Origin of the sequence: Micromonospora profundi, assembly GCF_011927785.1 — a bacterium.
GTDB lineage: Bacteria > Actinomycetota > Actinomycetes > Mycobacteriales > Micromonosporaceae > Micromonospora > Micromonospora profundi.
Map to the genome: position 1 here is coordinate 1,893,957 of NZ_JAATJK010000001.1, position 13,709 is coordinate 1,907,665.

Here is a 13,709-nt window from a genome sequence, read left to right on the forward strand (position 1 = left end):
GGAGCCTCCTGATGCCACACCTGCACGTCAACAAGACCAACCTGCACTTCCGTGAGTCCGGCTCCGGCCCGACGGCCCTGTTCCTGGCCGGTTTCATCCTGGACAGCACGTTCTGGCTCGACCAGATCGCCGACCTGTCCGACATCAGGCGGTGCGTGTCGCTCGACCTGCGCGGGTTCGGCCTGTCCGACCCGATCACCACCGACGACCTCCTCGACCTCGACGTGTACGTCGAGGACGTGGCCGCCGTGGCCCGTGAGCTGGGTAATGGGCAACCCGTCGACCTGGTGGGGTTCAGCCTCAGCTCGGTGGTCGGTGGGCTGGTGGCGGAGCGGTACCCCGAGCTGGTCCGCTCGATGTCGTTCCTCAGCCCCAACCTGCCGCCCGACACCCCGGCGTACCGCCTGTACCGGGACGAGATGGCCAAGCTCGCGGTACGCGAGGGCATCGACGCCGTCTACCGGCGGTTCGCCGAGTACATCGTCGCGTCCGGGGCGAGCCTGCAGAGCCTGGCCCGCTATCGCCAGATGATGCAGGACACCCGCCTGGACATGGTGGTGGCGACGCTGCGTACCTGCGGGCGTACGCCGGACCGGACCGATCTGCCGAGCCGCATCACAGTGCCGACGAACTTCGTGACGGCCACCGGGGACACGGTGTTCGACAGGTCGGTCGCCCAGGGTTACGCCGACAAGGCGCCCAAGGGCCGCGTGTCGGAGGTGAGCGGTGCCGGCCGGTTGACGCCCCTGGAGTCTCCGCACGAGCTGTCCGCCGTCCTGCGGGAGTTCTGGAACGACCTGTGACAGAGGTTCAGGACAGCGGCACGTCCTAGCCAGGCCATCCGGCGCCCCCAGCCCTCGCGGGTGTGGGGGCGCCGGTCTTTTCCGCCCCGTGCAGGCGGCTCTCACGTGTGAAATCCTTTGCGGACACCCACCGGCCCGTCTACCGTTCTCGACGCATGGTCAACCGATCAGATCCCGAGGAGCACGCCGTGTCGCAACGCGATCACCGCACCACCACCTGGCGTACGCCGGGCGCGGGTGCCGCGTTGCCATCCGGCGCGTGGTATCGGGGTCTCGGCCGTCGCGCCGAGTGCCGGCTGCCTGGGCGGCTCCACCGCTGACGCGAGCGCGTCCGGCCGCCGCCCACCCCCTGAGGATCGGGCGGCTTTTTCGTATCCGCTGACCTTCCCGCGCTCCGGTTGACCCGGACCGCGATCGTTCCCGGTCACCCCCTGCGACGATGGTGCCGGGACCCACACAAGGAGACCACGATGGGATTCACGCCCCTCGCCGGCACCCGGGCACCCGTCCGGGTCTGGACCGACCCGTACGCCATCGAGCCGCAGGCGGCCAAGCAGCTGCGCAACATCGGCGCGCTGCCCTGGGTGCAGGGCGTCGCCGTGATGCCCGACGTGCACTTCGGAAAGGGCGCCACTGTCGGCTCGGTGATCGCCATGCGGCAGGCCGTCTCGCCGGCCGCCGTCGGCGTGGACATCGGCTGCGGCATGTCAGCGGTGCGTACCTCGCTGACCGCCGCCGACCTGCCGGACGACCTGGCCGGCCTGCGCTCCGCGATCGAGGCCACCATCCCGGTGGGCTTCGCGCAGCGGGACCGGGCAGTCGACCCCCGTCGGATCCGGGGCCTGGAGCAGGGCGGCTGGGACGACTTCTGGGGCCGGTTCGCCGGGCTGGACCGCAAGGTGGCGCAGCTGGAGACCCGGGCACAGCGGCAGCTCGGAACGCTCGGCGGCGGCAACCACTTCATCGAGGTCTGCCTGGAACAGGGCGGCGACGACGAGGGCCGGGTGTGGCTGATGCTGCACTCCGGGTCCCGCAACATCGGCAAGGAGCTGGCCGAGCGGCACATCGGGGTGGCCCGGGGGCTGCCGCACAACGCCGACCTGCCCGACCGGGACCTCGCCGTGTTCCTCGCGGGCACTCCCGAAATGGACGCGTACCGGCGGGACCTGTGGTGGGCGCAGGAGTACGCGCGGCGCAACCGGGCGGTCATGGTGGCCCTGCTGTGCGGCGTGGTGCGGGAGCAGTTCCCGCAGGTGTCCTACGACGAGCCGATCTCGTGCCACCACAACTACGTCGCCGAGGAGAGCTACGACGGGGTGGACGTGCTCGTCACCCGCAAGGGCGCGATCCGGGCCGGGAAGGGCGACCTGGGCATCATCCCCGGGTCGATGGGCACCGGGTCGTACATCGTGCGGGGTCGGGGCAACGCCGACGCCTACTGCTCGGCGTCGCACGGTGCGGGCCGGCGGATGTCGCGGGCGCAGGCCAAGCGGACGTTCACCAGGGACGACCTGGTCGCGCAGACCGCCGGTGTCCAGTGCCGCAAGGACGCCGGGGTGATCGACGAGATCCCCGGCGCGTACAAGGACATCACCGAGGTGATGGCGCAGCAGGAGGACCTGGTGGAGGTGGTGGCGCACCTGAAGCAGGTGGTCTGCGTCAAGGGGTGACGGGCCGCGCGGGCCGGCAACGAGCGGCCCGCGCGGTACGCGTCAGAAACCGGCGAAGACCCGGCGCAGGTCGTCCACTGTCACCGGGCCGGTCACCTGTACGCCGTCAGGGGTGTACGCGGGGCCGAGCCGGCCCACCGCGAGTCGCAGCCATGCCTCGGCCGGTGCGGTCAGCTCGCCGTCGGGCTGCTCGGGCGCGTCGACCAGCTCGACCTTCTCGCCCAGCCGCAGCCCGTACGTCCGTTCCGGCTGGTGCAGCCGCAGCAGCAGCGTGGCTTCCCGGCCGTCCAGCTCCTGTGGCTGGCTCGTCCAGCTCAGCATGCCGCCGACGTGGTCGAGCAGCAGCGGCACCGCCTGCGGTGTCACCGCCGCGAACCTGTTGAACGCCACCTCGACGTCCCACTGGTGCAGGGCGAACTCGCTGAGCCGGAACCGGGCCGAGGTGGCGACGTCCACCGGTTCGGGCAGGAAACCCATGTCGATGCGCAGCGTGGCGCGGGTGTCGGCGTCGAGTGCCTCGTACGCCTCGACGAGACGTTCGTTCGTGGTCAGGAACCCGGCGGCGTGCTCGGCCGGGGACATCGCGTCCCAGCGCTGCCAGACACCGCGGTTGAAGTCGCCGTCCGGTGCGGGAGCGCCGGTGCGGGCGGCGGTAAGCGAGGCGAGGCCGATCTCGGCGCCGCTGCCCAGGTGACTGAGCACCTGCGACACCTGCCACTCGCTGGCACCCGACGGTCGGATCAGTTCGTCCTCCTTGAGGTCCCTCACGAGCGCGGCCAACTCCTCGTGGCCGGCGCGGAGAGCGGTGATGATCTCATCGGCAGGGGTGGGCATGTATCTCCTCAGCGGGTTTGTCGACTGTCCGCGAAACGCTATCCGACGCCTGCCGGTCCACCCCGCAAGCGAGGTGGACCGGCAGGCGTCTCTCGGTCCGCTCAACCCATGTGCGCGGGACCGCTGGTCCGGATGTCCCCCTTGCGTACCTTGATCAGGAACAGGGCGATCAGGCCGGCGAGCACGATCAGTGCCGCGCCCCAGGCGAACGCCACGCTGTAGCCGTGCACCAGCGCCTTGACCTGGGTGGCCGGGCTCGGTGCCCGGGACACCAGGTACGCGGTGACAGCGCTCGTGTACATGGTGTTCAGCAGGGCGGTGCCCAACGAGCCGCCGACCTGCTGGGTGGCGTTGAGCGTCGCGCTGGCCGCGCCGGCGTCGTGCTCCGGCACCCCGAACAGCGCCAGGCTGGACAGCGGCACGAATGTGAAACCGAGGCCCAGGCCGAGGATGAACTGGGCGGGGAGCAGATGGGTGAGGAACGAGGTGTCCACGTCGATCTGAGTGAGCACCAGCATGCCGATGGCGGCGAGCGCGGCGCCACCGACCATCAGCGGTTTGGCGCCCAGCCGGGGCATCAGCTGGCTGGCGCCGGCGGCGGCGATCAGCACACCGCCGGTGACCGGCAGCGACGCGAGGCCGGCCTCCAGCGGCGTGTACCGAAGCACCACCTGGAAGTAGAAGGTCAGGAAGAGGAACGCGCCGAACAGGCCGGCGCCGATCAGCGTCGTGGCGAGGTACGCCGCGCCCCGGTTGCGGTCCAGGATGATCCGCAGCGGCAACAGGGGATGGTTGGAGCGCAGCTCGATCACCACGAAGACGGCGAGCAGCACCACACCGGCGGCGATGAAACCGAGCGTCGCGGCGGCGTCCCAGCCGTCCTCCGCGGCCTTCGTGAAGCCGTACACGAGGGAGACCAGGCCCGCCGTGACGACGACAGCGCCCGGTATGTCGTAGCGGGTGTTGCCGTGCGCCCGGCTTTCCGGCACCAGCGGCAGGGCGAGGGCGATCGCCACGGCGGCGATCGGGATGTTCACCAGCAGGCACCAGCGCCAGTCCGCGTACTCGGTGAGCACCCCACCGAGCAGCAGGCCGACCGCCGAGCCACCACCGGCGATGGCGCCGTACACGGCGAACGCCTTGGCGCGTTCGGTCGTCTCGGTGAACAGGACGGTGAGCAGGGCCAGCGCGGCCGGGGCGAGCAGCGCGCCGAAAGCCCCCTGTAGGGCCCGGGCGGCGAAGAGCATCTCGCCGGTGGTCGCCAGACCGCCCAGCGCGGAGGCCAGCGCGAAGCCGATCATGCCGACGATGAACGTGCGCTTGCGCCCCCAGTAGTCGGCGATCCGGCCGCCGAGCAGCAGCAGGCCACCGAAGGCGAGCGTGTAGGCGGTGACGACCCACTGCCGGTTCGCGTCGTTGATGCCCAGGTCCGCCTGGGCCTGGGGGAGCGCGATGTTCACGATTGTGGCGTCCAGGACCACCATCAGCTGCGCGAGGGCGATGACCATCAGCGCGAGCCAGCGCCGCGGGTACGGCGTGCCTGTCGACGCCCCGGCGCCAGGTGCGCCGGGCGCGGTCGAGGTCGCTCCGGCCATGGTGATGCCTCCGTGCTGCGGTCATCCTTCGGGCCGGACAGCCCGCCCGGCGGCGGTATAACCATCGCTGCCACCTCGAAACGTGAGCCCGCTCCTCAAGCGGGCGCGAGGATCACCGGCACGGCCACCGTGTTGATCCGGGCGCCGTCCTGGGCTGACACCTCGTACACCTCGACAGTGCCGTGCTGCTCGCGGGTCGTACGCCAGCCGACCACCACCCGGTACGCGCCCCGGCAGCCGCTGCCGCAGCTGGCGGTGCCGAATCCGGTGGCGACCTCCCGGCCGGCGGCGTCCCGCACCCGGACACTCACAGTGGCCTCGAACACGTCGGCGGTGCCCGTGACGGTGAGCGGGGCGGTGACCCGCTCGCCGACGGTGGGACCGGTGACAACGATCGGCGGCAGCAAGCTGGTGTAGTCGGCCCTGCCGACCGGGTCGCCGTCACCGAAGCGGACCTGCCGGACGCTGGGGAACTGGGTGAGCGTCCACACCACCTGCGCCTCGCGGAGGCGCTGCTCTGCCGGATCGCCGGCGGGTGGGATCCGCAGCGTCGCCACGCCGTCGGTGATCCGGGTGACCTCGACGCCGGCCGGCAACCGGGTGGTCAACCCGGTGGCGGCCTCGGCGGGTGTGGGTCCGGCGGCCAACTCGGTCAGCGCCAGGCGGGACGTCGCCACGGTGGCCGGTCGGGTCCGCCGGGTCGGGACGAGCTGCCCGGACCGCACGTACCACAGCTCGATGGTCACCGTGGCCTGGTGGCGCGTACCGGTGGGCGCCGGTGCCAGCGGACGCGGCGGCGTGCCGGTGACCGCCGGTGTCGGCGTGGGCGTCGGGGTGGCCCGCGGTGTGGGGGTGGAGGTGGGACGTGGTCGTTCGGTTGGCGCGCCGGTCGACGTTGGTGCGGTCGGCGCCGGGCCGAGGGCACCGGAGCGCGGGGTGCCGCAGCCGCCGACGAGAAGCACTGCGACGAGTACCGCAACGCCCAGCGTGCGCCGGCTCATCCCGCGTCACCCTTCGGGCTGGCGGTTTCCGCATCGGGGTGCCCCGCCGGGCGTGGCACGCCGCCGGGACCGTGCGCGGGCAGCTCCAGCCGGAACCGCGTGCCGGCGCCCGGCTCGCTGCGCACGCTCAGCACGCCGCCGAGCAGCGTGGCCTGTTCCCGGGCGATGGCCAGCCCCAGCCCACTGCCCGGGGCGGAGCGGGACGGATCGGCCTTGTAGAACCTGTCGAACAGGCGGGGCAGGTGCTCGGCCGGGATGCCCGGCCCCTGGTCGGTGACCTCGACGACGACAAGCGGACCCGCCCTGGCCACCGTGGCCCGGATCTCGCCGCCGCCGTGCTCGACAGCGTTGGACACCAGGTTGGCGAGCACCCGCTCCAGCCGGCGCGGGTCGGTGCGCAGCACGATCGGCTCGCCACCTATCAGCACCCGCGCGGACCAGCCGCGCGCCGCGACGATCCCGTGCAGCAGGGCCGCCGCGTCCACCGGCTCGACGCTCGGCCGCTCCCGCCCGGCGTCCAGCCGGGAGATCTCCATCAGGTCCTCCACCAGCCGGCGCAGCCGAACCACGTCGCCGACCAGCAGCCGCGCCGCCGGCCGCGCGTCGTCGGGCAACTGGTCGAGGTGCCCGCGCAGCAGCGAGGCCGCGGCCACCAGGGCGGTCACCGGGGTACGCAGCTCGTGCGCGACGTCGGCGGTGAACCGCCGCTCCCGGGCCTGCGCCGCCGACAGCGCGGCGATCTTCGCCTCCAGAGCCTCGGCCATCTCGTTGAACGACGCCGCCCAGTCGCTGAACTCGTCGCGCCCGCGCACCGGCAGCCGGGTGGCGAGCAGCCCTTCGGTGAGCGCTCGGGCGGCCCGGCTGGCCCTACCGACCGGTTCCAGTGTGCGGCGGGCCAGCGCGTGCCCCACCCCGGCGGCGAGCAGCACCACGACCACCCATCCGGCCAGCAGCGCGTTGCGCAGTTGGACCACGTCGGCGGCGATGCCGTCCTCGTCGGTGAGCACGTACAGCTCGGCGGTCGAGCCGGGTATGCGTCCGCCGACAACAAGCAGTCGAGGGCGCATCCCGGGGGCGGAGCGCTGGTAGCCGAGCTGCCCGCCCGCGACGGTGGCCCGCAACCGGGTGCCCAGCGCCGGGGCGTACGCCGGGTGCGAGGGGCGGGCTGGTCCGTCGACGAGCACCACGTGCCGGCCGCTGCTCTCGAAGCTGGTGAGCAGTTCGGTGCTGCGCTGCTCGGTAAGCGGCAGGAACTGTCCGGCGAGGACGAGTTGGTAGCGGGCGTCGGCGGCGGCCTCCTGGAGCGAGGCGTCCATCCAGGACTGCCGCAGGAGCAGCCCGGTCCCGCCGGCGAGCAGCCCGGCCGACACTCCGGCGACGAGCACGAAGGCGACCGTCAGCCGGCGCCGCAGGCGGCCCGGTGCCACAGCGCGTCCGGCCATCGCCGCCCCTCTTTCTCAGCCGCTGGACAGCTTGTAGCCGGCGCCGCGCACGGTGCGGATCAGCAGGGGGTGCGCCGGGTCGTCCTCGATCTTGGCGCGTAGCCGCTGGACCGCCACGTCGACCAGGCGTGAGTCGCCGAGGAAGCTGTGGTTCCAGACCAGGTCCAGCAGCAGATCCCGGGTGAAGACCTGGCCGGGGCGCCGGGCCAACTCCAGCAGCAGGCGGAACTCGGTGGCGGTAAGCGCGACCTCCCGGCCGTCCCGGCGCACCACGAAGCTGCCCGGGTCGATCTCCAGCCCGCCGACCTCGATGGTGCTCGACGCCGCCGGCGCGGTGGCCCGGCGCAGCACCGAGCGGACCCGGGCCACCAGCTCGGGCAGGTCGAAGGGCTTACGCAGGTAGTCGTCAGCGCCGCACTCCAGGCCGACCACCACGTCGAGCGTGTCGGTGCGAGCCGTCAGCATGAGGATCGGCACCTGGCTGGTCCGCCGGATCTCCCGGCACACCTCAAGGCCGTCCAGGCCCGGCAGCATGACGTCGAGCACTATCAGGTCGAGCGGGTGGGCTCGCCATGCCGCGAGGGCCTGCCGCCCGTCGACGGCGGTGTCGACCCGGAAGCCGGCGCGGCGCAGACCGAGGGCGGTGACCTCCCGGATGGAGGCGTCGTCCTCGACCACCAGTACGCGGCCCTCCATCACCTGAGAGTAGACCCGCCTTCATGGCGTGCGACCTGGCGAAACGGTCGGTGTCGGCGGCCCGGCCGGCTTCGCGGGGTGCCACGGTGGCGGGTCGGTGAACTACCTTGCTCCCGACCCGGTCAGCTCACCCGAGAGGGCACGACGTGCAACGTTTTGGCTGTGTGATTCGGCTCCGCCCGGAGCAGCGGGAAACGTACCTGCGGCTACACGCCGACGTCTGGCCGAGCGTCGAGCAGACGCTGCGCGAGGCGAACTTCCGCAACTACACGATCTTCCTCCACGACGACCTGCTCTTCGGCTACTACGAGTACGTCGGTGACGACTACGAGGCCGACCAGCAGCTCATCGCCGCGGACCCGCAGACGCAGGAGTGGTGGAAGCTGACCGATCCGTGTCAGGAGTCGCTCGCCGAACCCGGGTCGGGGGACTGGTGGGCGCCGATGCGGGAGGTCTGGCACCTGGCCGAGGACGCACCTGAGCAGAGCCCGCCCAGGTGAGGCCCGCCCGGCCGGACGGTCGCGTTCCGTCCGGCCGGAGACGTCGCCGGGCCCGTCACTCCTGCCACTGGTGGGCCACGTCGAGCACGACCCGGCTGTGTGTGCCGGGGCCGGCCAGCACGAGCACGCGGAACGGCAACCGGGCCCGTACGCCGACCGCGAACGTGCTGTAGCCCTCGAAGCTGCCGCCGAAGACGACGTCGCGCAGCGTCGGGTAGCGCAGCAGGTTCGCGGTGTGCTCGCCTACCGCGTACGGGATCGTGCCGGAGTGGGCCGCGTCGTAGGCGGGTGCCCGCAGCGAGACCCGCAGCAGCGCGCCTCCGGCGGTGTACGGCGACAGTGCCAGCCCCTCGCCCTCAGTCCACGTCTCGCCGTAGCCGACCGAGTAGCCGTCCACCGGGCCGGCGAACTCGAACACCACCCGGTCGTAGCAGTCGTGTCGGCCGGTGCGTACGTCGACAAGTGGGGCGTCGCTCAGCGTGCCGGCTGTCTTCTCCGCGCTGCCCCAGGTGATCCCGCAGTACGGCGACGTGGTCGCCGTGGTGGTGCTCGCCGTGGCGCTGCTGCCCGCGCCGGCTACCAGTCCGGCGAGGACGACCGCCAGCGCCGTCAGTGCGCTCCTGATCCTCATCGTGGTGCCTCCATCCGATGCTCGGGGCCACGTGGCGGCAATGGTGCCGGTGACCCTCTGCGCTGACCGTCGTCCTGCCGTGGCACTGGCAGTTCGCTGCGGCGTAACCGCTGGGTAACAGCGGCCGGTATGACACGTCCGCTATGCCGGAGGACGGTCGCTGTCACTTAACATTCACGTACATCAATGATCGGCGACCGGCGGTCGCCGGCGATCAGGGGAGTGCGTGATGTTCCGACGACAACTGAGACGTGCGATGCAGGTCGCGCTGGTGGCGGTCCTGGCGGCAGCCGGGATGCAGCTCGCCACCGGCGCACCGGCCGCCGCCGTCCGGACGATCTACTACGACGCGAGCCGGACCGGCGAGTTCCGCACCAACTTCGACCAGGCGGCGCAGATCTGGAACAGCCGGGTCAGCAACGTCCGGCTCCTGGCCGGCACCCCGGCCAGCATCACCATCACCGTCGACGACGGCTGGCCCCGGGCGCAACCGACAGGGCTCGGCTCGGGACGGATCTGGATGGGCCGCACCGCCGTCAACCAGGGGTACGACCGCAACCGGATCGCCGCACACGAGCTGGGCCACATCCTCGGCCTGCCGGACCGGCGCACCGGCCTCTGCACCGACCTGATGTCCGGCAGCAGCGCCCCGGTCTCCTGCCGCAACGCCAACCCCAGCTCGACCGAGGCGTCCCGGGTCAACTCCCTGTTCGCCGGCACGCTCGCCGCGCCCACCGCCGGCACGACGTACACCTGGACCGACGAGGCCGGCGACATCAGCCCGCTTGTGGTCGGCGGCCGGCCGGCAAGCGAGAGTTACCCCTTCATGGTGTACGTCTCCGGCTGCACCGGCACGCTGATCAAGGCCAACTGGGCGGTCACCGCCAAGCACTGCTCTACGCCGACATCGGTGCGGGTGGGTAGCGTCAACCGCGCCAGCGGCGGAACCGTGGTCCGGGTGACCCGCGCGGTCAACCACCCGAGCGTCGACGTCAAGCTGCTGCAACTGGCCAGCTCGGTGACGTACGCCCCGGCGCCCATCCCGAGCACCTCCGGCGCGGTCGGCACCGCCACCCGGATCATCGGCTGGGGTCAGACGTGCGCGCCCCGTGGCTGCGGATCAGCCCCCACCGTGGCCAACGAGCTGGACACGTCCATCGTGGCCGACAGCCGGTGCTCCGGCATCAACGGCCCGTACGAGATCTGCACCAACAACACGAACGGCAACTCCGGCGCCTGCTACGGCGACTCGGGCGGCCCGCAGGTGCGTCGGGTCAACGGGGTGTGGAACCTGATCGGCGCGACCAGTCGTGCCGGCAACAACAACTCCACCTGCGCCACCGGCCCGTCCATCTACGTGGACCTGCCGTCCATCCGGTCCTGGATCTCCACCCAGGTCGGCGGCCTGCCCGTCTGATCGTGCTCGATGTGCCGGGTGGGGGCGCGAAGCACGTCCCCACCCGGCGCTGTCTGTTCACCTGGACCGCCGTCTGCGGTACCGTGCCTGGCACATCGACGCATCCGAGGTGGACACATGCCTGCCATCGTCGCGCTCACCATGGTTTTCGCGCTGACGCCCGCTCCCACACCCACGCCCACGCCCACGCCGTCGACGACGTCCGGTCCGGTCGGCTCCCTGCTCGGTGGCGTCGGTCAGATCGTCGACGGACTGCTCGGTGGCGGTAGCGCCTCCGGCTCGCCGGTGGCGCCCAGCCCGACTCCGACCGACGGCTCCGCACCGACCCCGCCAGCGGCGGTCGTTCCGCCGGGGGCCTCCGCCGCCCCACCCTCCGCGTCCGGCTCGGCGTCCGCGCCAGGTATGGCCCCGGGCCAGCTGAACCCCGCCGGTCCGGGGCGGGTCGCCCGCGACGCGGTCGTGCCCGGGCCGTCCGGCGATGCCTCGGACTCACTCGACTCGCCGGCGCTCGGCGCCCCGGAACGCAGCGGCTGGCCGCTGGGCCCCGGGTACTACCTGCTGTTCGCGGGTGTGCTCGCGGTGTTGGCGCTGCTGCTCCTGCGCCGCCCCCGGGCAGCCCGGGTGGCTGGCGCGGCCCCGGCCCCGGCCCCGGCCCCGGCGCCGACTCCGACCCCGGCCCTTGCCGCGGAACCGGAACCGGAAGCGGCCCCGGCCCATGCCCCGGATCTGGATTGCGGCCCGGTGCCGGACAATGTGAGCCGCCTGCCGACCAACCTCAACGCCATCTACGAGCTGGGCCGGCTGGACGAGCGACTCGAACAGGAGCGCGGCCGCCCCACTTCATGAGGCGCGCCCATCGGCCTCACTGCCCCGAGTAGGCGCCCTCGCGTCGCGGGATCTCGTCGTCGTAGGCACCGACCGGTCCGCTGTAGCGGACCTCACCCTCCGGGTACGGCCAGGCGTTCGCTGTGCAGCCGTGCCGGCCCAACGTCTGCTGCTGCATCACCGGCGCCGGCCGGCCCCGCCCCGGACACCGCTCATGTCCCAACCCGAGCTTGTGCCCCACCTCGTGGTTGACCATGTACTGCCGATAGGTGGCCAGGCTCGCGCCGTAGCCCGGCACGCCCTTGACCCAGCGCGCCACGTTGAGCACCACGCGGCCACCGTTGCGGCACGAGGTGTAGCCGTCCGGCACGTCCTGGCAGAGGGTGTCGCGGGTGCCGGGGGTGGCCAGATAGATGGTGAAGTCGGTGGCTTCGCCGGCACCCACCCTGCGCAGCCGCCACACCCCGCCGGCCGTCCACCCGCGTGGGTCGTTCAACGCCGCGGTGATCGCCGCGGCGACGTCGCCCACCGGCAGCCCCCGGATGTCCCGCTCCACGACGACCCGGTACCGCAGCAACCGGCCGTCGCCCCGGCGTCCGGGTGCCGTCTCGCCGGGCGCCGTCGACCAGCGGTTGCTGCCGGCGGCGGGATAGCTGATCGGGACGGCAGGCGCGGAACTGGGCGTCACGTCGGCGACCCCGGTCGGTCGCCCGGTGACAGCCACAGTGGGCGGCCCGGCGGGGCCGGCACCGGTCGAGGGTTGCCCGGTAGCCGGCCCTCCGCATCCGGTGAGCAGCGCCACCACCACCGGCAACGCCGCCGAGGCGGTACGCCACCGGTGGGTAACCTTCGTCGACATGTCTCTCCCCTCGCGCGTCGCTCGGCGGCGGCGCGGAGGAGAAGACGGGCGACCCTGGCGAAAAGTTGATGTGACCACCGCTCAACCTTCTGCCGACCTGACCCGTCCATAACGGTGTGGCACGGGGGAGGGTTCACGATGGCGCGGGGTGACGCGGAGTTCGTCGAGTTCGCGAGGGCTGCGTCCGCGCGACTCGTGCATGCCGCCTTCCTGATGACCGGCGACCACCACCAGGCCGAGGACGCCGCGCAGACCGCGCTGGCCCGTACCTATGCCTCGTGGTCCCGGATCCACGACGACGACGCCTACGGGTACGCGCGCCGCACCCTGGTCAACCACCTGGTCGACGGGTGGCGGCGGCCGCTGCGGGAGTACCCGACCGAGGAGGTGCCGGAGCAGCGGCGCGGCGACGTGGCCGACGAGGTGACCACCCGGCGCTGGCTGATCACCATCCTCGGCGCGCTCAGCCCCCGGGAGCGGGCCATCGTCGTGCTGCGCTACTACTTCGACCTTCCGGAGGCGCAGGTGGCCCGGGAACTCGCCGTGTCCGTGGGCACGGTCAAGAGCACCAGCTCACGAGCCCTGGAGAAGCTGCGCACCGCCGGGCCGCGGACATCCGACGAGGAGGCGCGCCGATGAGCGAGCTGGAACGGCTCCGCCAGGCCATGCGGGACACCGAACGCCCCGCCACATCGCTCGATCTGGCCGCGGTGATGCGCGAGGGGCGGCGGTTGCGGATCCGTCGGCGGGTTGCCGGCGCCGGTGCTGCGACGCTCGCGGCCGGCTTGGCCGCCGCTGTCGTCGTCGTGGCGGTCGGCACGTCGCCGGGTGGCCCGCCGACGCCCGAGCGTCCGCCGCCGGTCGCTGTCGCTCCACCACCGGCCGGTGCCTCACCGTCGGCGTCGGCCTGGTTGGAGCCCACCCCGCCGCCGACGGTGGCCCGCGACGTCCCGCCCCCGAAGCCCCTGGGCCAGGTGATCGACAGCGAGGTGCGACACGGCGCCGACCAGCGGGTCTACTACTTCGTCGGGGTTTCCGTGCCCGGCGAGCCCAAGGTGTCCGTCGGGCTGGCCGCCGGTCGCCGCGCTCCGGACGGCATGCTGACCACGGACATCCTGGTCAACGACGTCGACGGAGCTGACCGCAGCCCGGGGTTTCATCAGATCGGCTACGACGAGCGCTCGTCGACAGTGCCGGTGCCCACCTTCGGCTATTTCGTCGGCCCCGCCCAGCGCATCGTCGGCACGGCGGGTGCCCGGCAGATCGATGCCCGACTGGCCCGGTGGAGTGAGGACAAGCAGGTGCTGATCTTCTGGTTCGACCCGGCCGAACTGGCCCCGGGGCAGCGGCTCGACGGCATCACCGCCCGCGACGCCAACGGCCGCCGACTCTGACACCGTGCCGGCTGGTCGCTCAGGCCGGGTCGGCCAACGGTC

The 13,709-nt window shown here is 72.4% G+C and carries 14 protein-coding genes; 7 read left to right on the forward strand and 7 right to left on the reverse strand.

What is annotated here, in order from left to right; all coding sequences use genetic code 11:
• Nucleotides 1-11 precede the first annotated feature (11 nt).
• Nucleotides 12-803, forward strand: coding sequence for an alpha/beta fold hydrolase (locus F4558_RS08125; RefSeq protein WP_053656258.1), 792 nt, complete (start codon nt 12-14; stop codon nt 801-803).
• Nucleotides 804-1,273: 470 nt separating this feature from the next.
• Complete coding sequence (locus F4558_RS08130) at nt 1,274-2,473, forward strand: RtcB family protein (protein ID WP_053656256.1); 1,200 nt, start codon at nt 1,274-1,276, stop codon at nt 2,471-2,473.
• A 42-nt stretch (nt 2,474-2,515) separates the two neighbouring features.
• Here the strand turns inward: F4558_RS08130 and F4558_RS08135 are convergent, their stop codons facing one another.
• The 5 genes from F4558_RS08135 to F4558_RS08160 all read right to left on the reverse strand — a co-directional run bounded on the left by F4558_RS08135 (nt 2,516) and on the right by F4558_RS08160 (nt 8,041).
• Nucleotides 2,516-3,307, reverse strand: coding sequence for a maleylpyruvate isomerase family mycothiol-dependent enzyme (locus F4558_RS08135; RefSeq protein WP_167943689.1), 792 nt, complete (start codon nt 3,305-3,307; stop codon nt 2,516-2,518).
• A gap of 101 nt (nt 3,308-3,408) precedes the next feature.
• Nucleotides 3,409-4,902, reverse strand: a complete 1,494-nt coding sequence (locus F4558_RS08140) for an MFS transporter (protein ID WP_167943690.1) — start codon at nt 4,900-4,902, stop codon at nt 3,409-3,411.
• Nucleotides 4,903-4,997: 95 nt separating this feature from the next.
• Nucleotides 4,998-5,903 carry a Gmad2 immunoglobulin-like domain-containing protein gene (locus F4558_RS08145; protein WP_245241292.1) on the reverse strand — a complete coding sequence of 302 codons (906 nt, stop codon included), beginning with the start codon at nt 5,901-5,903 and terminating at the stop codon, nt 4,998-5,000.
• Nucleotides 5,900-7,345: a sensor histidine kinase gene (locus F4558_RS08155; RefSeq protein WP_167943691.1), complete on the reverse strand. Its 1,446-nt coding sequence runs from the start codon at nt 7,343-7,345 to the stop codon at nt 5,900-5,902. Before F4558_RS08155 ends, F4558_RS08145 begins: the two co-directional genes overlap by 4 nt.
• Before the next feature lie 15 nt (nt 7,346-7,360).
• The gene (locus F4558_RS08160; protein WP_167943692.1) at nt 7,361-8,041 is read right to left on the reverse strand and encodes a response regulator; all 681 of its coding nucleotides are present in this window, start codon (nt 8,039-8,041) and stop codon (nt 7,361-7,363) included.
• Between the two features lie 164 nt (nt 8,042-8,205).
• Between F4558_RS08160 and F4558_RS08165 the strand changes: the two genes are divergently transcribed.
• A complete protein-coding gene (locus tag F4558_RS08165) occupies nt 8,206-8,541 on the forward strand; it encodes an L-rhamnose mutarotase (RefSeq protein ID WP_231640061.1) in 336 nt (111 codons plus the stop codon).
• A 55-nt stretch (nt 8,542-8,596) separates the two neighbouring features.
• Here F4558_RS08165 and F4558_RS08170 read toward each other — a convergent pair whose 3' ends face one another.
• On the reverse strand, nt 8,597-9,172 hold the full coding sequence (locus F4558_RS08170) for an AMIN-like domain-containing (lipo)protein (RefSeq protein WP_167943693.1): 576 nt from the start codon (nt 9,170-9,172) through the stop codon (nt 8,597-8,599).
• 229 nt (nt 9,173-9,401) lie between these two features.
• Here F4558_RS08170 and F4558_RS08175 point away from each other — a divergent pair, with 229 nt between their 5' ends.
• Nucleotides 9,402-10,589 (forward strand): snapalysin family zinc-dependent metalloprotease, encoded by a 1,188-nt coding sequence (locus tag F4558_RS08175; RefSeq protein WP_167943694.1) that lies wholly within the window; start codon nt 9,402-9,404, stop codon nt 10,587-10,589.
• Nucleotides 10,590-10,706: 117 nt separating this feature from the next.
• Entirely contained in the window at nt 10,707-11,435 is a 729-nt protein-coding gene (locus F4558_RS08180) for a hypothetical protein (RefSeq protein WP_167943695.1), read from the forward strand.
• A gap of 16 nt (nt 11,436-11,451) precedes the next feature.
• On the opposite strand, the gene F4558_RS08185 is transcribed toward F4558_RS08180, so the two are convergent.
• Complete coding sequence (locus F4558_RS08185) at nt 11,452-12,273, reverse strand: DUF3152 domain-containing protein (RefSeq protein WP_167943696.1); 822 nt, start codon at nt 12,271-12,273, stop codon at nt 11,452-11,454.
• A 138-nt stretch (nt 12,274-12,411) separates the two neighbouring features.
• Between F4558_RS08185 and F4558_RS08190 the strand changes: the two genes are divergently transcribed.
• Entirely contained in the window at nt 12,412-12,912 is a 501-nt protein-coding gene (locus tag F4558_RS08190; protein ID WP_099852839.1) for a SigE family RNA polymerase sigma factor, read from the forward strand.
• On the forward strand, nt 12,909-13,667 hold the full coding sequence (locus F4558_RS08195) for a hypothetical protein (protein ID WP_167943697.1): 759 nt from the start codon (nt 12,909-12,911) through the stop codon (nt 13,665-13,667). The genes F4558_RS08190 and F4558_RS08195 overlap by 4 nt, the downstream gene beginning before the upstream one ends.
• Nucleotides 13,668-13,709: the final 42 nt, after the last annotated feature.